This is a genomic window from Martinezella lusitana (assembly GCF_014207095.1).
Taxonomy (GTDB): Bacteria; Pseudomonadota; Alphaproteobacteria; order Rhizobiales; family Rhizobiaceae; genus Rhizobium; species Rhizobium lusitanum_B.
The window spans coordinates 1-16,262 of the sequence record NZ_JACHBG010000022.1 but is presented as its reverse complement, the minus strand read 5'-3'; the positions used below and the strand labels follow the sequence as shown (position 1 = coordinate 16,262).

Annotated in this window: 13 protein-coding genes; 11 read left to right on the top strand and 2 right to left on the bottom strand. The window is 59.8% G+C overall.

The window, feature by feature from the left end:
• Positions 1 to 3: 3 nt before the first annotated feature.
• The 4 genes from grxC to GGD46_RS27615 are packed head-to-tail and all read left to right on the top strand — an operon-like array spanning position 4 to position 2,155.
• Positions 4 to 261 carry a glutaredoxin 3 gene (gene grxC, locus GGD46_RS27630; protein WP_184709899.1) on the top strand — a complete coding sequence of 86 codons (258 nt, stop codon included), beginning with the start codon at positions 4 to 6 and terminating at the stop codon, positions 259 to 261.
• Between the two features lie 24 nt (positions 262 to 285).
• On the top strand, positions 286 to 1,143 hold the full coding sequence (locus tag GGD46_RS27625; RefSeq protein WP_184709897.1) for a carbon-nitrogen hydrolase family protein: 858 nt from the start codon (positions 286 to 288) through the stop codon (positions 1,141 to 1,143).
• Entirely contained in the window at positions 1,140 to 1,568 is a 429-nt protein-coding gene (locus tag GGD46_RS27620) for a DUF1178 family protein (RefSeq protein ID WP_184709895.1), read from the top strand. Before GGD46_RS27625 ends, GGD46_RS27620 begins: the two co-directional genes overlap by 4 nt.
• Entirely contained in the window at positions 1,568 to 2,155 is a 588-nt protein-coding gene (locus GGD46_RS27615) for a DUF3291 domain-containing protein (RefSeq protein ID WP_184709894.1), read from the top strand. Before GGD46_RS27620 ends, GGD46_RS27615 begins: the two co-directional genes overlap by 1 nt.
• Positions 2,156 to 2,182: 27 nt before the next feature.
• On the opposite strand, the gene ubiG is transcribed toward GGD46_RS27615, so the two are convergent.
• The gene (ubiG, locus tag GGD46_RS27610) at positions 2,183 to 2,935 is read right to left on the bottom strand and encodes a bifunctional 2-polyprenyl-6-hydroxyphenol methylase/3-demethylubiquinol 3-O-methyltransferase UbiG (protein ID WP_184709892.1); all 753 of its coding nucleotides are present in this window, start codon (positions 2,933 to 2,935) and stop codon (positions 2,183 to 2,185) included.
• 261 nt (positions 2,936 to 3,196) lie between these two features.
• Between ubiG and GGD46_RS27605 the strand changes: the two genes are divergently transcribed.
• The 7 genes from GGD46_RS27605 (at position 3,197) to clpB (ending at position 13,772) form a co-directional block, all read left to right on the top strand.
• Positions 3,197 to 3,823 (top strand): hypothetical protein, encoded by a 627-nt coding sequence (locus tag GGD46_RS27605; RefSeq protein WP_184709890.1) that lies wholly within the window; start codon positions 3,197 to 3,199, stop codon positions 3,821 to 3,823.
• 171 nt (positions 3,824 to 3,994) lie between these two features.
• Positions 3,995 to 5,269 (top strand): aspartate kinase, encoded by a 1,275-nt coding sequence (locus tag GGD46_RS27600; protein ID WP_184709888.1) that lies wholly within the window; start codon positions 3,995 to 3,997, stop codon positions 5,267 to 5,269.
• A gap of 100 nt (positions 5,270 to 5,369) precedes the next feature.
• Positions 5,370 to 7,637 carry a phosphoenolpyruvate--protein phosphotransferase gene (gene ptsP / locus GGD46_RS27595; protein ID WP_184709886.1) on the top strand — a complete coding sequence of 756 codons (2,268 nt, stop codon included), beginning with the start codon at positions 5,370 to 5,372 and terminating at the stop codon, positions 7,635 to 7,637.
• A gap of 90 nt (positions 7,638 to 7,727) precedes the next feature.
• Entirely contained in the window at positions 7,728 to 8,807 is a 1,080-nt protein-coding gene (gene prfA, locus GGD46_RS27590; protein WP_184709884.1) for a peptide chain release factor 1, read from the top strand.
• Positions 8,804 to 9,679: a peptide chain release factor N(5)-glutamine methyltransferase gene (gene prmC / locus GGD46_RS27585; protein WP_184709882.1), complete on the top strand. Its 876-nt coding sequence runs from the start codon at positions 8,804 to 8,806 to the stop codon at positions 9,677 to 9,679. The genes prfA and prmC overlap by 4 nt, the downstream gene beginning before the upstream one ends.
• 463 nt (positions 9,680 to 10,142) lie before the next feature.
• A complete protein-coding gene (locus GGD46_RS27580) occupies positions 10,143 to 10,835 on the top strand; it encodes a DUF4167 domain-containing protein (protein ID WP_184709880.1) in 693 nt (230 codons plus the stop codon).
• A 336-nt stretch (positions 10,836 to 11,171) separates the two neighbouring features.
• Positions 11,172 to 13,772 (top strand): ATP-dependent chaperone ClpB, encoded by a 2,601-nt coding sequence (gene clpB / locus GGD46_RS27575; protein ID WP_184709878.1) that lies wholly within the window; start codon positions 11,172 to 11,174, stop codon positions 13,770 to 13,772.
• Between the two features lie 113 nt (positions 13,773 to 13,885).
• Here clpB and GGD46_RS27570 read toward each other — a convergent pair whose 3' ends face one another.
• Positions 13,886 to 15,826, bottom strand: a complete 1,941-nt coding sequence (locus GGD46_RS27570; protein ID WP_184709876.1) for a M23 family metallopeptidase — start codon at positions 15,824 to 15,826, stop codon at positions 13,886 to 13,888.
• Positions 15,827 to 16,262 lie beyond the last annotated feature (436 nt).

The window sequence follows — 16,262 nt, the reverse complement described above, 5'->3', positions numbered from 1 at the left end:
ATCATGGCATCCGTCGTTATTTATACGCGTGAGTTTTGCGGCTACTGCGCTCGTGCGAAATCGCTGCTCGAAGCCAAGGGCGTCGATTATGTCGAGCATAATGCGACCTATTCGCCTGAAGCGCGGCAGGAGATGATTGCGAAGGCGAACGGTCGTTCGACCTTTCCGCAGATCTTCATCAATGACGAGCATGTCGGCGGCTGTGACGATATCCACGCGCTGGATCGGGCCGGCAAGCTCGATCCGATGCTGGCCGCCTGAGCCGCTTAAGCGAGGGAGATGACGATGAGTTTCAAAGCCGCCGCCATTCAGATGTGTTCGGGTGTTGATCCGCTGAAGAACGCCGCCGACATGGCGCGTCTCGTGCGTGACGCCGCTTCGCAGGGTGCCGTCTATGTGCAGACCCCGGAGATGACCGGTGCGGTGCAGAAGGATCGGCCAGGCCTGCGCGCCGTCTTGCGCGATGAGGCCGGCGACATCATCGTCAAGACGGCGTCCGAGCTGGCAAAGGAACTCGGCATATATCTGCATGTCGGCTCTACGGCCATTGCGCTCGATGACGGCAAGATCGCCAATCGCGGCTTTCTTTTCGGTCCCGACGGCAAGCTCATCAACCGTTACGACAAGATCCATATGTTCGATGTCGATCTCGACAATGGAGAGAGCTGGCGCGAAAGCGCCGTCTATCGGCCGGGCTCAGAGGCGCGCATCACGTCGCTGCCCTTTGCTCAGCTCGGCTTTTCCATCTGCTACGATGTGCGCTTTCCGCAGCTCTTCCGCGCCCAGGCTGTTGCCGGCGCCGAGGTGATGACGGTGCCTGCCGCCTTTACCAGGCAGACGGGCGAGGCACATTGGGAAATCCTGCTGCGCGCCCGCGCCATCGAAAACGGCATGTTCGTCATTGCTGCTGCGCAGGCCGGCAAGCATGACGACGGCCGCGAAACCTTCGGCCACTCCATGATCATCGATCCCTGGGGCAAGGTGCTGGCGTCTGCCGGCGGCACGGGTGAGGCTGTCGTCATTGCCGAGATCGATGTGGCTGCGGTGAAAGCAGCCCATGACAAAATTCCCAACTTGAAGAATGCGCGCGAATTTTCGCTGGAGAAGATCGCGACGCCGGCGGCTGGAGGCGTCGCTGCTTGATCCGTTACTCGCTTAGTTGTGACAACGCCCATGAGTTCGAAGGCTGGTTTTCCGAAAGTGCCGATTTCGATCGCCAGGTTGCCAGCGGCTTCCTGACGTGCCCAGTTTGCAATTCCTCTGCAATTTCCAAGCTCCTGATGGCGCCTTCTGTCTCTACCGCGCGCAAGAAGGATGAGATGCAGACGCTTGCCATGGACGCAGCTCGCAAGGAAGCCATGACCAAGCTCAAGGAAGCCGTCGAGGCGATCAAGGCCAATTCCGAGGATGTAGGAGCAAAGTTCCCGGAAGAAGCACGTAAGATCCATTATGGCGAGGCGGATGCCCGCGGGATCATCGGTAAGGCAACGCCGGACGAGGCGCAAGCCCTCGTTGAAGAGGGTATAGAGATCGCCGCCCTTCCGGTGCTGCCTGACGATATCAACTGATGTCGGCTCAAGCTGGCAAACACCTCGCCATGTATAATTTCGGGCTGCATGTCGCAGCCTATGAAAGCCCTGCCGTCGAAGGATTTCGCCTGCGCGAGGCGGCGAATTTCGAGGCGGCGGCCCGTGCACACGGCTTCATCGGCCGTTCCGGATATGCCGGCGAGCAGGGCTCTGTCTGCTGGGGCGAGCAGGTCTTCCCGCGTTTCATCCAAGGCAGCGGCTTTGCCAGCGCGCCATCGTCGCTATCGCTTTGGGCCGATATCGAGGCGCTGATGGCATTTTCCTATAGCGGCGTGCATGCCGATGCGCTCAAACACGCGCGGCATTGGAACGTCAGGCAAAGCTGGCCGCCGCTGGTGCTCTGGTGGGTGGATGCAGGCGCCGTTCCGCAATGGAGGGACGGTGCGGAGCGGCTCGAATATCTTCACGATCACGGGGCCGGCGCCGCGGCGTTCACGTTCAAGCAGCCCTTTGGGCCTGATGGCAATTCCGTCGAAGTCGACCGAGGCCGGGTCAAGGATATCGCAGCGCTCAATGCGCAAGGCCAGGGCGATTTGCTGGCGCATGTACTGGCCTTGAAGGTCTAGGGATACGTCTCGCTCGACTGCGCGCCTTCAGCTGAATTTTGCCCGCTTCGCCAGCATCATGTAGTTGACGTCCATGTCTTTCGACAGGTTCCATCGATCCTGCAGCGGCGAATAGAACACGCCGGTGCGGGCGACGATCTCAAGCCCATCGGCGGTAAGCGGCTTTTCGATCTCTTCCGGGCGAACGAGCTTTTCGTACTGGTGCGTGCCGCGCGGCAGCCAGCGAAGCACGTTTTCGGCGGCGAAGATGGCAAGAGCCGCTGCCTTCATCGTGCGGTTGATGGTCGCGACGAACATCAGCCCGCCGGGGCGCACCATCTTGGCGCAGGTGGTGAGGAAAAACTCCACGTCGGCGACGTGCTCGACCACTTCCATATTCAGCACGATATCGAAGGTCTCGCCCGCTTCCGCCAATTGTTCGGCCGTCACGGCGCGATAGTCGACCGGAACGCCGGAAGCTTTCGCATGTGTTGAGGCAATGCCGATATTCTTCTCAGAGGGATCGGCGCCGATAACCTCGGCGCCCATGCGCGCCATCGGTTCGGAAAGCAATCCGCCGCCGCAGCCGATATCGAGCACGCGCAGACCCTCGAGTGGCCGGCTGCTCTTCGGGTCGCGGTCGAAATTCTCGCAGGCGCGGTCGCGGATATAGGCCAGGCGAACCGGATTGAACTTGTGCAGCGGTTTGAACTTGCCTGTCGGGCTCCACCATTCGGCGGCCATGGCGGAGAAACGGTCCACTTCGCTCTGGTCGATCGTGCTTTTCGCCGTTTCGCTCATGGCTCGCTCCTTGGTCGGCATCATACAATCCGCTCGCATGATTGCGAGGCATAGTTTCTGTCATCCGTGAAGTCGGACGATCGGAGGCCGATGTCAAGGGTGCAAGCTCTGCGGAGGTGTCGCGCAGTCATCTTCCATGTCTGCGCATGGCCGGCCAAGGTTGACAAGCAAGCGTGGCATGGCCGATCAATCGCCCGGGCTGTCAACTGGGCCTTCAGAATCGGGGAGCGACCGATTCTCCGGCCAATGGAGGAATTCCTCATGAAATCATTCCGTGTCGCGACCGCGATGGCCATAGCTTGTCTCGCGGTCGGTCATGCAAGTGCGGGGGACGGCAAAGGCTTTCGTCTGACGATCGATGGTGTCGAAGTGGGGATCAATCCCGGCGACACGCTGGATGTTACCACGAAGGACGGTCGCAAGCTCTCGGTGGAGCTGCAGCGCAGCGAAACCGTGACCTTTTCCGGTGGCAAATTCTCCTTCGATCACGACGGCAAGTTTTCTGTGGCCAGGACCGATCTTGGCAGCGGCGTGCAGCAATATGCGCTGATGACGCCGATCGGCACCGGCATCATCGTGCAGGAATATAAGGGGCTCAATCCCTCCGGCCTTACGGATTTCGTGCTGCAGCAGATGGTGCAGGAAAGCGTCAGCGCGGGTGCCAAGATCAAAAAGGAAGCCACCCAACGCAATCTTGCCGACAGCCGCGCGCTGAAAGGGGTCAAGGCCGAAACCACCACGGAAAGCGATGTCATGGATTATGAAGTGGTCGCGATGGGCAAACCCAGCGGCGGCGTATTGGTCGCCACCATCGTCAACAAGGAAAATATCCCCAAGGAAGGCGGCATTTTCGATAAGTTCTGGTCGAGCTTAAAAGTTGACTTTTAAATGAAGCTTTATTGGCGCCTACTGCGCCAAGCTATTGCGCCCGCCTGCCAAACTCGTTAAGAGACGGCCCCATTGAGATCAAGCTTTTCCGGCTATCGAACCAGGAAAGCGATTTTGCATGCCGGGCTTATCGCATTTCGGCCGCCCGGCGCTGGGTACTGGTAGAGGCACATGGCACGCATCGTGATGAAATTCGGCGGAACCTCCGTCGCGGATCTGGACCGTATCAAGAACGTCGCACGCCATGTGAAACGTGAAGTCGACGCCGGCCACGAGGTTGCCGTTGTCGTTTCCGCCATGTCCGGCAAGACCAACGAGCTGGTCGGCTGGGTTCAGAACATTCCGAAGGTCTCAGGCGCCAATCATTCGATCTACGATGCGCGCGAATATGACGCCGTCGTTGCGTCGGGCGAGCAGGTGACGTCTGGTCTTCTGGCGATCGCGCTGCAGGCCATGGGCGTCAATGCCCGTTCCTGGCAGGGCTGGCAGATTCCGATCCACACGGATAATGCTCACGGCGCGGCCCGCATTCTCGAAATCGACGGCACGGAGATGGTCCGTCGCATGGGAGAAGGCCAAGTGGCTGTCGTCGCCGGCTTCCAGGGACTTGGTCCGGACAACCGTATTTCGACGCTTGGCCGCGGCGGCTCCGATACATCGGCAGTTGCGATCGCGGCTGCCGTCAAGGCAGACCGCTGCGACATCTACACCGATGTCGACGGTGTCTACACGACCGATCCGCGCATCGAGCCGAAGGCTCGCCGCCTGAAGAAGATCGCCTTCGAGGAAATGCTCGAAATGGCGTCTCTCGGCGCCAAGGTGCTGCAGGTGCGTTCGGTCGAGCTGGCCATGGTCTTTAAGGTTCGCACCTTCGTGCGCTCTTCTTTCGAGGATCCCGATGCTCCGGGCATGGGCGATCTGCTTAACCCGCCCGGAACGCTGATTTGTGACGAGGATGAAATCGTGGAACAGGAAGTAGTCACCGGCATTGCCTATGCCAAGGATGAGGCCCAGATCTCGTTGCGCCGTCTTGCCGACCGGCCGGGCGTTTCCGCCGCCATCTTCGGACCGCTGGCCGAGAGCCACATCAATGTCGACATGATCGTCCAGAACATTTCCGAGGACGGCTCCAAGACCGACATGACCTTCACGGTTCCTTCCGGCGATGCCGAAAAGGCGCTGCGCGTTCTCGGCGAGAACAAGGAAAAGATCGGCTACGATGTCGTCCAGAGCGAATCAGGTCTGGTGAAAGTTTCGGTCATCGGCGTGGGCATGCGCTCGCATGCAGGCGTGGCCGCGACCGCTTTCCGGGCACTTGCCGAAAAAGGCATCAACATCAAGGCTATTACGACGTCAGAAATCAAGATTTCCATCCTGATTGACGGTCCTTATGCAGAACTCGCAGTCAGGACTTTGCATTCCTGCTACGGTCTGGATAAGAGTTGAGTCAGGACTGCTGACAACGGACCGTGACGGAGGCGAGTTTCGGCCGGCCCTGACGTGGGCAAGAGTGGCATGATATCTTGATTCGGGAGCTAGAGACGCAATGAGAGACCTATCCGGCGGTCCACGCGTTCTGCTCAAGCGGCTGCGCGAACTTATGGCGGAGCCGCTGGAGCCGCAGGAGCGCCTTGACCGGATCGTTCGACAGATTGCCGGCAACATGGTCGCCGAAGTGTGCTCGGTCTACGTGCTGCGCTCCGACGGTGTGCTCGAGCTCTATGCGACCGAGGGCCTGAACAAGGAAGCCGTCCACCTCTCGCAATTGAAGATGGGTCAGGGTCTCGTCGGTACGATTGCCGCGTCCGCCCAACCGCTTAACCTGTCCGACGCGCAATCGCATCCCGCCTTCCGCTACCTGCCGGAAACCGGCGAAGAAATTTATCACTCCTTCCTCGGCGTGCCGATTCTGCGCACCGGCCGGTCGCTCGGCGTTCTCGTCGTGCAGAACAAGGCGAGCCGGAATTATCGCGAGGAAGAGCTGGAGGCGCTTGAGACGACGGCCATGGTGCTGGCCGAAATGATCGCCACTGGCGAGCTGAAGAAGATCACCAAGCCAGGCCTCGAGCTCGATCTGACGCGTTCCGTCACCATCGACGGCGACAGTTACAATGAAGGCATCGGCCTCGGCTATGTCGTGCTGCATGAGCCGCGCATCGTCGTCACCAACCTGCTGAATGAGGATGCGGACAAGGAAATCGGCCGTCTGGCGGAAGCCCTCGGCTCGCTGCGCATCTCGATCGACGACATGCTCTCGCGTCGCGACGTGTCCATGGAAGGCGAACATCGCGAGGTGCTTGAGACCTATCGCATGTTCGCGCATGACCAGGGCTGGGTGCGTAAGCTGGAAGAAGCCGTTCGCAACGGCCTGACGGCGGAAGCAGCCGTCGAAAAGGTGCAGAGCGATACCAAGGCGCGCATGATGCGCCTGACCGATCCCTATCTTCGCGAGCGCATGCACGATTTCGAGGATCTGGCGAACCGTTTGCTGAGGCAGCTCATCGGTTATTCCGGCCGCACGAGTGCCGAAGGCTTCCCGAACGACGCGATCATTTTCGCGCGTGCCATGGGTGCGGCCGAACTGCTCGACTATCCCAGAGCCAATATTCGCGGTCTGGTGCTCGAAGAAGGCGCGGTTACGAGCCATGTCGTCATCGTTGCGCGCGCCATGGGCATTCCGGTCATCGGTCAGGCGACCGGGATTGTCGCGCTGGCCGAAAACGGCGATTCGGTCATCATCGATGGCGATGGCGGCCATGTGCATCTTCGGCCGATGGCCGATCATCAGCGTTCCTACGAGGAAAAGGTGCGTTTCCGCGCCCGCCGGCAGGAGCAATTCCGTGCCCTGCGATCGGTCGAGCCTGTCACCAAGGATGGGCAGCGCATTTCGCTGCTGATGAATGCCGGCCTGCTGGTCGATCTGCCGCAGCTTGCCGAATCCGGCGCAGAAGGGATCGGCCTGTTTCGCACCGAGCTACAGTTCATGATCGCCTCGACCATGCCGAAGGCGGAAGAACAGGAAATCTTCTATCGTAACGTGATGAAGCAGGCGGGTGGGCGTGTCGTCACCTTCCGGACGCTCGATATTGGCGGCGATAAGGTCGTTCCCTATTTTCGCGCACACGAGGAAGAAAACCCGGCGCTCGGCTGGCGTGCCATCCGTCTCTCACTCGATCGCCCTGGCCTGCTGCGCACGCAGCTGCGCGCCATGCTGAAGGCCTCGGCCGACAACGAGTTGAAGATGATGGTGCCGATGGTCACCGAGGTCTCCGAGATCAGGGCCGTGCGCGAGCTGTTGCAGAAGGAGGTGCAGCATCTCTCGCGCTTCGGGCATAGCCTGCCGCGCAAGCTGCAGTTCGGTGCGATGCTGGAAGTCCCGGCGCTGTTGTGGCAGCTGGACGAGCTGATGGCCGAGGTCGATTTCGTCTCGGTCGGCTCCAACGATCTATTCCAATTCTCGATGGCGGTGGATCGCGGCAATGCCCGCGTCTCGGATCGCTTCGACCCGCTAGAGCGGCCGTTCCTGCGCATTCTCCGCGATATCGTGCGGGCCGGCGAGCGCAACAAGACGCCGGTGACGCTTTGCGGTGAACTTGCCGGCAAGACGATTTCCGCCATGGCGCTGCTTGGCATCGGCTTCCGTTCGGTTTCGATGTCGCCGGCCTCTATCGGTCCGGTGAAGGCGATGCTTATGGGGCTCGATCTCAAAGCTTTGTCCGAGGTCATGGAAGAAGCGCTGAACGACAAGCGTCCGACGACCTCGATGCGCGATATTCTTGCCCGCTTTGCCGAGAGCCACAATATTCCGCTTTAGCGTGGGATCCCGTAAGGCACACAGCGGTTTGCGGACGAGATCATGCGCGGAACATCACAACAGACATAATAAGAAGAATTGGAGTAGAGGGTGGCGAAGCTCCCCGTTGAAAAAATGCGTGAACTCGAGCGTCGATTCGGCGAAATCGAAGCGCGCATGTCTGCCGGCCCTGCCGCGGACGTCTATGTGAAGCTTGCTTCCGAATATTCCGAACTGCAGCCGGTCGTTACCAAGATCCGTGACTACGAACGCGCCCTTGCCGAAGCTGCCGATCTTGACGTCATGCTCGCCGACAAATCGGTGGACCGCGAAATGCGCGATCTCGCCGAGATGGAGCTGCCTGAGGTGAAAGAGCGTATCGCGTCGCTCGAACAGGAAATGCAGATCTTGCTGCTGCCGAAGGACGCGGCCGACGAAAAAAGCGCCATTCTGGAAATTCGCGCCGGTACGGGCGGTTCCGAGGCCGCCCTCTTCGCCGGCGATCTCTTTCGCATGTATGAGCGCTTTGCCGGCAGCAACGGCTGGAAGGTGGAAGTTCTTTCCTCCAGCGAGGGCGAAGCGGGCGGGTACAAGGAAATCATCGCGACGATCAGCGGCAAGGGCGTGTTCTCCCGGCTGAAATTCGAGTCCGGCGTTCATCGCGTTCAGCGCGTACCGGAAACCGAAGCTGGCGGCCGCATTCATACTTCAGCGGCAACCGTCGCCGTGCTGCCCGAGGCCGAAGAAATCGATATCGATATCCGGCCCGAGGATATCCGTATCGACACGATGCGCTCCTCCGGCGCCGGCGGTCAGCACGTCAACACCACCGACTCGGCGGTGCGCATCACCCACATTCCGTCGGGGATCGTGGTGACGAGTTCGGAAAAGTCGCAGCACCAGAACCGCGCTAAGGCAATGCAGGTCTTGCGCTCGCGCCTGTTCGACATGGAGCGTCAGCGCGCCGACAGCGAACGTTCCGCCGACCGCAAGAGCCAGGTCGGCTCGGGCGACCGCTCCGAGCGCATCCGCACCTATAACTTTCCGCAGGGCCGCGTTACCGACCACCGCATCAACCTGACGCTCTATAAGCTCGACCGGATGATGGAAGGCGAAATCGACGAAGTGGTCGATGCGCTTCTGGCGGATTTCCAGGCGAGCCAGCTCGCTCAGCTCGGTGAACAGGCATGAGCCGCGGGCAGGGGTCGACCGTCGCGGGGCTCCTGCAGGAGGTGCGGGCCCGCTTTGCCGAGGCCGATCTCGACGATCCCGCCACCGAAGCCCGCATCCTTGTCGGCGGTCTTCTGCATCTCTCGTCCACCGAGCTTGTGACGTGCAGTTCCGATGCGGTGCAGCCCGCTGTTGTCGAGCAGGCTCGGACGGCAATCGGCCGCCGGCTCAATCACGAGCCGGTCCATCGGATCCTCGGTGAGCGTGAATTCTACGGGTTGCCTTTGCGGCTGTCCCCGGCAACGCTTGAACCCCGGCCCGATACGGAAATTCTCGTCGATACGATACTTCCGCATGTCAGGCGGCTTGAATCTGAAGTCGGCAATGTCCACATATTGGATATCGGAACGGGAACGGGAGCCATCTGTTTGGCTCTTCTTCATGAATGCCCGCAAGCGACGGGTGTCGGTTCCGATATTTCCAGCGAAGCGCTGGAGACTGCTCGCGGGAACGCAGAGCGAAATGGACTGGCGGCGCGGTTTACGACTGTGCATGGAAGCTGGTTTGAAGCCATCCACGAACGATTTCATGTGATTGTCTCAAATCCGCCCTATATTGCGTCCAGTGTCATTTCCACTCTCGCTCCAGAAGTAAAGGATTTCGATCCTCCCGCGGCCCTTGACGGGGGCCTTGATGGGCTGGATGCATATCGGGCGATCGCAAAAGATGCGGCGCGGTTTCTGCACCCCAATGGAATGTTAGGAGTAGAGATCGGCTACGATCAGCGTGAAACGGTGACTTCGGTTTTTGAAGGAGCAGGATTTCTCCTTCTCGAAGCAGTTCGTGACTACGGCCAGAACGACCGGGTGCTTGTGTTTGAGTTTCGTCACTAGAGCCGGATGATTTTAGATCTGTTCGACCTAAAATCTGAATCCGTTCTAGAAACAAAGAAGCAGAGCATAATGTCGTTCGAAAACCGCTAACGCTTTTCGGCATCATGTTCTAACGCGACATTTTGCTGCAGATTTGTGAGATCCTTATTGTTATCGCGAAGAAAAAGCTTGGATTTCCTGAGGAAGCGATATAGGTTGCGCTCACGTGTTGGGCGGCTGGGAATAGGCGAGACGATTCGCCTATCTTGGACAGCCTCGGGGATCCGCTCTTTGGTAAGAGTGTCAAAGGTTGAAGATAACCCAATGCGTGATCAGTTAATCTGACGTAGTCGAGCGGCAGACCGGCGCTTAAAGCGCAGTTTGCTTGCGGCACGCAGGCCCTGGTTTCGGGAAAGTCCGAACCGCGGCGGCAGGTGTCGTGTATGAATTTTATCCCAACGAAGAGAATTCAGGTGAAGGATCTATGAGGCCAGGACAGCAGAATAAGCGCGGTCGGGGGCGTGGTAACAACAACGGCGGCGGTGGCGGCGGAAATAACAACAATAATTTCAACCGCAAGGGCTCCAACCCGCTGACCAGAACCTACGACAGCTCCGGTCCCGATGTGAAGATCCGCGGAACCGCTCAGCATATCGCCGAGAAGTATGCGGCTTTGGCCCGCGATGCTCAAAGCTCCGGCGACCGCGTCATGGCTGAAAACTACCTTCAGCATGCCGAGCACTATAACCGCATCATTGCCAGCGCCCAGGCGCAGATGCAGGAGCGCTATCAGCGCGACGAACACCACAATTACAATGAGCGTGACGCAGCCGACCGCGACATCGATGATATCGATGGTGGCGAGGTCGACGACCAGCCGCAGATGGCACCGCGTCCGCCGCGTCATCAGCCCGCTCCGGCTGCAGCAGCACCGGTACCGGCTCCCGAGCCTGATGTCATCGATGGCACCGGCCCGCAGCCGGTGATAGAAGGCATCCCTGCCGAAGTCGCGATCGAAGAAGAGACGCCTGCCGCAGCGACCGAGCGTCAGCCGCGCCGCCGCAATGCCGGCAGCCGTCCGCGCCGCCAGCCGCGTCGCACGGCCGGTGATGCGGAAGGCCAGGGTGAGGGCGCCTCGGACGAAGCCCCAGCTTTGGCAGACGCCACCTCGGAATAATCCTCTCTCCATTCCTGAGAGACGATTGGATACCCAAACGGGACCGGCAGCGCCGAATGCTGCCGGTCTCGTTTTTTGTTCCCGCGCTTGTTGTCGACTGCTGATCCCGCTGACGCGGGTTGTTTCCAACCTCTTGTCGCTGCTGCGTTGTTCGTAAAATTGCTGTCTTTTTTCGCTTTTCTCACCCTTTAAACTTTCAAGCGACCCTCCCATATTCTGCTCAGCTGCCTTGCCGCAAATCCCAATGGCGACAAGGCCGGGCCTGCCTCTTGAGGGGGCTCTATCTCAATCATCGATCTGCGCCGTTCCGGGCAGGACGATCCATGGAGGTCTAATATGAATATTGAAAAATACTCCGAGCGGGTACGCGGTTTTCTGCAATCCGCCCAAACTAATGCGCTTGCGCAGGGTAATCAGCAATTCACGCCCGAACATGTTTTGAAAGTGCTCCTTGACGACGATCAGGGCATGGCGTCTTCGCTGATCGAACGTGCCGGTGGCGATGCCAAGGCCGCTCGCATCGCCAATGATGCAGCGCTTGCTAAACTGCCAAAGGTTTCCGGCGGCGATGGCCAGGTCTATCTGGCACAGCCGCTTGCCAAGGTTTTTACCGCGGCTGAAGATGCCGCAAAGAAGGCCGGTGACAGTTTCGTCACCGTCGAACGCCTGTTGCAGGCATTGGCGATCGAGCCGACTGCCTCGACTTCGGCTACGCTGAAGAAGGCCGGTGTCACGCCCATTGCCCTTAATCAGGTCATCAACGAGATCCGCAAGGGTCGCACTGCCGACTCCGCCAATGCGGAGCAGGGCTTCGATTCCCTGAAGAAATATGCCCGCGACCTCACAGCCGAGGCCCGCGAAGGCAAGCTCGACCCGGTGATCGGCCGCGACGATGAAATCCGCCGCACCATTCAGGTCCTGTCTCGCCGCACCAAGAACAATCCGGTGCTCATCGGCGAGCCCGGCGTCGGCAAGACGGCGATCGTCGAAGGCCTGGCACTGCGCATCGTCAACGGTGACGTTCCGGAATCGCTGAAGGACAAGAAGCTGATGGCGCTCGACATGGGTGCCTTGATTGCTGGTGCAAAGTTCCGCGGCGAGTTCGAAGAGCGGTTGAAGGCTGTCCTCAACGAGGTCCAGTCGGAAAACGGCGAGATCATTCTGTTCATCGACGAGATGCACACGCTGGTCGGTGCCGGTAAGGCCGATGGCGCCATGGATGCGTCCAACCTCCTGAAGCCTGCCCTTGCCCGCGGCGAGTTGCACTGCGTCGGGGCGACCACGCTCGATGAATATCGCAAGCATGTGGAGAAGGATCCAGCCCTTGCCCGCCGCTTCCAGCCCGTCATGGTTGAAGAGCCGACGGTTGAAGACACGATCTCGATCCTGCGCGGCCTGAAGGAGAAATACGAGCAGCATCACAAGGTGCGCATCGCCGATGCCGCGCTGGTGGCGGCTGCAACCCTGTCGAACCGCTACATCACCGACCGTTTCCTGCCGGATAAGGCCATCGACCTGATGGACGAAGCCGCAGCGCGCCTGCGCATGCAGGTGGATTCCAAGCCGGAGGAGCTCGACGAACTCGATCGTCGCATCATCCAGCTGAAGATCGAACGCGAGGCATTGAAGAAGGAAACCGATCAGGCTTCGGCTGACCGGCTGAAGCGGCTGGAAACGGATCTTGCCTCTCTGGAAGAGGAAGCCGATGCGTTGACAGCGCGCTGGCAGGCCGAAAAGCAGAAGCTCGGTCTTGCCGCCGATCTGAAGAAGCAGCTTGACGATGCCCGCAACGAACTCGCCATTGCCCAGCGCAAGGGTGAGTTCCAGCGTGCCGGTGAGCTCGCTTATGGCGTCATCCCGAATCTGGAGAAGGAGCTTCACGCCGCGGAAGAGCAGGATAGTGCCCGCGATTCCATGGTGCAGGAGGTCGTTACCGCAGACAACATCGCCCAGGTCGTTTCCCGCTGGACCGGGATTCCAGTGGACAAGATGCTGGAAGGCGAGCGCGACAAGCTGCTCAGGATGGAAGACGAACTGGCAAAGTGGGTCGTCGGCCAGGGCGACGCCGTTCAGGCGGTTTCCCGAGCCGTTCGCCGTTCGCGAGCCGGCCTGCAGGATCCGAACCGGCCGATCGGCTCGTTCATCTTCCTCGGCCCGACCGGTGTCGGCAAGACCGAGCTGACCAAGGCGCTCGCCCGCTTCCTCTTCGACGACGACACCGCGATGGTGCGTATCGACATGTCGGAATACATGGAGAAGCACTCCGTGGCCCGGCTGATCGGTGCCCCTCCCGGCTATGTCGGCTATGAAGAGGGCGGCGCGCTGACCGAAGCCGTTCGCCGCCGGCCCTATCAGGTCGTTCTGTTCGACGAGATCGAAAAGGCGCATCCCGATGTCTTCAACATTCTGCTCCAGGTTCTGGATGACGGACGGTTGACGGACGGGCAGGGCCGCACGGTCGACTTCCGCAACACGATGATCATCATGACCTCCAATCTGGGTGCTGAATATCTGACCCAGCTGAAGGACGGCGATGATAGCGATCAGGTGCGCGAGCAGGTGATGGATGTGGTCCGGTCGCATTTCCGGCCGGAATTCCTGAACCGTGTCGATGAGATCATTCTGTTCCATCGCCTGAAGCGCGATGAAATGGGTGCGATCGTCGACATCCAGCTGGAACGGTTGCTGAAGTTGCTGTCGGAACGCAAGATTACGCTCGACCTCGACGAGGACGCCCGCAACTGGCTCGCCAACAAGGGTTACGATCCCGTTTACGGCGCAAGACCGCTGAAGCGGGTGATCCAGAAATATGTCCAGGATCCGCTCGCTGAGCAGATCCTTTCCGGGCAGATTCCGGATGGATCTCTGGTCAAGGTCACGAGCGGTTCGGATCGCTTGCTGTTCCGCCCGCGTCAGGCTGCGAACGAAGCGGCATAATGCTGGCGATGTCCTGATGAACACAAATGGCGGCCCTTGGGTCGCCATTCTTTTCCGGGTCTGTTTCGAAATCACCGTATCAGAGCCGGTCGGCGCCAAAACGAACGGCGCGACTACTTGCTGGCAACCTGTTTCGTCTTGTCGTCGCTGAGCAGCGTGTCGATGCGCTTGCGCTCTTCCTGGAACTTGGCGAGAGCTTCGCCGTCGAGCGACTTGCCGCCGGGAAGGCGAATGCGCAAGGGGTCGACCTTGGTGCCGTTGACGATCAGCTCATAGTGCAGGTGAGGGCCGGTCGCGAGACCCGTCGAACCGATGAAGCCGATCACCTGGCCCTGCACTACCTTCGCGCCGGGTGTGACGCCTTTGGCGATGGCGCTCTGGTGATTGTAGGAGGAGACGTAACCATTCGCGTGGCGGATCAGCGTCTGGTTGCCGAAGCCACCGGAATCCCAGCCGGCCTTTTCGACGATACCGTTGCCGGCGGCGATGATCGGCGTTCCGCGCGGTGCGGACCAATCGACGCCGGTATGCATGCGGGCAAAGCCGAGAATGGGGTGGCGCCGCATGCCGAATCCGGATTTGAAGATGCCCGTCGGAACCGGGTTGCGCAGCAGGAACTGCCTGATGCTCTTGCCGGCCTCGTCGAAATAGTCGATCGAATGATCTGTCGGATCCTCGAAGCGATAGAAGCGCGTCACGGTATCGCCGAACTTGGCGTTGACGTAGAGCAGCTCGGAATCAGCCGTCGCCTGTCCCTTGCTATCCGCGACCGAGAAGAAGGCTTCAAGCGAATCCGTTGGTTTAAGCTGGGCCTGGAAGTCGACATTGCTCGCGAGCAACTTGACGACCTGCGCTATCATTTCCTTGCTCATGCCGTAGGAAAGTGCAGCGCGATAGATGCCGTCATAGACGCTCGGCAGATCTCGTCCGGCCGTCAGAACCGGCGCGTCGTTATCGAAAGCGGTGGCTATGGCGTCAAGCATGGGCGGCGCGCTGCCGGCGATGAAGTCGCCGCGGTCGTTCTGCGCAATGGTCAGCAGATGCTTGGTGCCACGATAGATACTGGCGCGAATGATCTTGGCCTGCTCGCCCTTCTGCAGGATGCCGATACGAAGCACATCGCCTGAAGATACGTCGGACGAGCCGAAGACCGGCAGGATTTTGGCGCTGATGCTGTCGGCGTCGGCCTTCGGGTAGCCGGAATTAGTCAGCGCCGTGGCGATCGGCATGTTCTGCCTGACAGGGATGATGTCGTCGGCGAATTCTTCGGTCTGCGCGGTCACCGCCTGCGACGCGGAGACGGACATGTTTTCCTCGACGATGCGGGCCGCCAGCCCGGCCGTCAGATCGACGTCGTCGTCATCATTGGCAAAGCGGCGTGGATCCACATAATACAGTGCCGAGACCTGGGTGTTGCTGTCGGCAAGGACCGAGCCGTTGGAACGCACGTTTTCCTCGACCTCCTCGCGCGACATGGAGCCGGCGAGCTGGAAGGGAATGTCTTTGGTCGGAAAGCTTATGGTTTTCAGGCTGACCTCGGATTCCACATCCGATCCATAGATCGCCCCGGTGCGATTGGCGGGCGGGGGTATGTTCTCGTCGGCGGAAAAGATCGCCAGGGGATCGAAGGGCGGATAGCTTTCACTGGCGACGCGATTGGTCGCGAGTGCGATCTTCACATGTGCGAAGGGCTGGCGGCGCACCACTTCCTTGTCGCCGTCGCGCACCACGGTCGATACCTCGAGGATGTTACGGTCGGAAGGCTTCGAGGCGATCGTTCTCGAGATCAGGCGACCGCCGCGCGTAACCTGATTATCCGTGGCATTATGATTGTCCGTTGTCGCATAGGCCTCGGCCGGGATGGCCAATTGCTGGCGTCCGTCGAGCGCTGCGAACAAGGCGACACCCATGAGTATGCTCGAGGTGACACCCGTGAGGAAGGTGCCGGAAAGCCATCGCAAGGAAACCTCGCGCCGGTCCGGAGCTCGCCTGCCATCGGCCAGGATCGGCGGCTCGTTGCCGAGCGATCGGAGCATCATCTTGTCCGTTATCATGCCGATCGAGATCCGCTTCCTTCTATATGCGAGCCGCAGGCTGGGGGCGAAGATGTGCATATTTATGACAGGGGAGTCAAATCTGGCCACCGTATTTTGCGCTTGCAAAGTGCCGTTTGCATGAAATGCATACGGGCGGAATGCATGATCCGGGGAGGTGCAATCCTCGTCATTGTCAGGTCTTTCCGCGCGCTGCGGGGGCTTTCAAGGGCTTCGACCAGCAAAAAAAGGGGGATATCCGGGTGTTCCAGCCAGCCATCTCGGCCAATTCGAAGGAGCGTCATAATTGTTTCATAAAAATCAATCGCTTATCTCTTTTTCGAGATTTTTCAAAATCGGGCTGTTGACTAGTTCGATGGGTAGGGTCTATAAGCCCGATCACTGACGAGGGCGGCGGCGCTGCTGGCGACGAAGACCTTCGCTCTAGTGTTTCCTT

Bases quoted from the DNA above. Each gene is read 5' to 3' on its own strand.
- grxC (WP_184709899.1), top strand. From the start codon at position 4: ATGGCATCCGTCGTTATTTATACGCGTGAGTTTTGCGGCTACTGCGCT.
- GGD46_RS27625 (WP_184709897.1), top strand. From the start codon at position 286: ATGAGTTTCAAAGCCGCCGCCATTCAGATGTGTTCGGGTGTTGATCCG.
- GGD46_RS27615 (WP_184709894.1), top strand. From the start codon at position 1,568: ATGTCGGCTCAAGCTGGCAAACACCTCGCCATGTATAATTTCGGGCTG.
- ubiG (WP_184709892.1), bottom strand. From the start codon at position 2,935: ATGAGCGAAACGGCGAAAAGCACGATCGACCAGAGCGAAGTGGACCGT.
- GGD46_RS27605 (WP_184709890.1), top strand. From the start codon at position 3,197: ATGAAATCATTCCGTGTCGCGACCGCGATGGCCATAGCTTGTCTCGCG.
- GGD46_RS27600 (WP_184709888.1), top strand. From the start codon at position 3,995: ATGGCACGCATCGTGATGAAATTCGGCGGAACCTCCGTCGCGGATCTG.
- ptsP (WP_184709886.1), top strand. From the start codon at position 5,370: ATGAGAGACCTATCCGGCGGTCCACGCGTTCTGCTCAAGCGGCTGCGC.
- prmC (WP_184709882.1), top strand. From the start codon at position 8,804: ATGAGCCGCGGGCAGGGGTCGACCGTCGCGGGGCTCCTGCAGGAGGTG.
- GGD46_RS27580 (WP_184709880.1), top strand. From the start codon at position 10,143: ATGAGGCCAGGACAGCAGAATAAGCGCGGTCGGGGGCGTGGTAACAAC.
- clpB (WP_184709878.1), top strand. From the start codon at position 11,172: ATGAATATTGAAAAATACTCCGAGCGGGTACGCGGTTTTCTGCAATCC.
- GGD46_RS27570 (WP_184709876.1), bottom strand. From the start codon at position 15,826: ATGATAACGGACAAGATGATGCTCCGATCGCTCGGCAACGAGCCGCCG.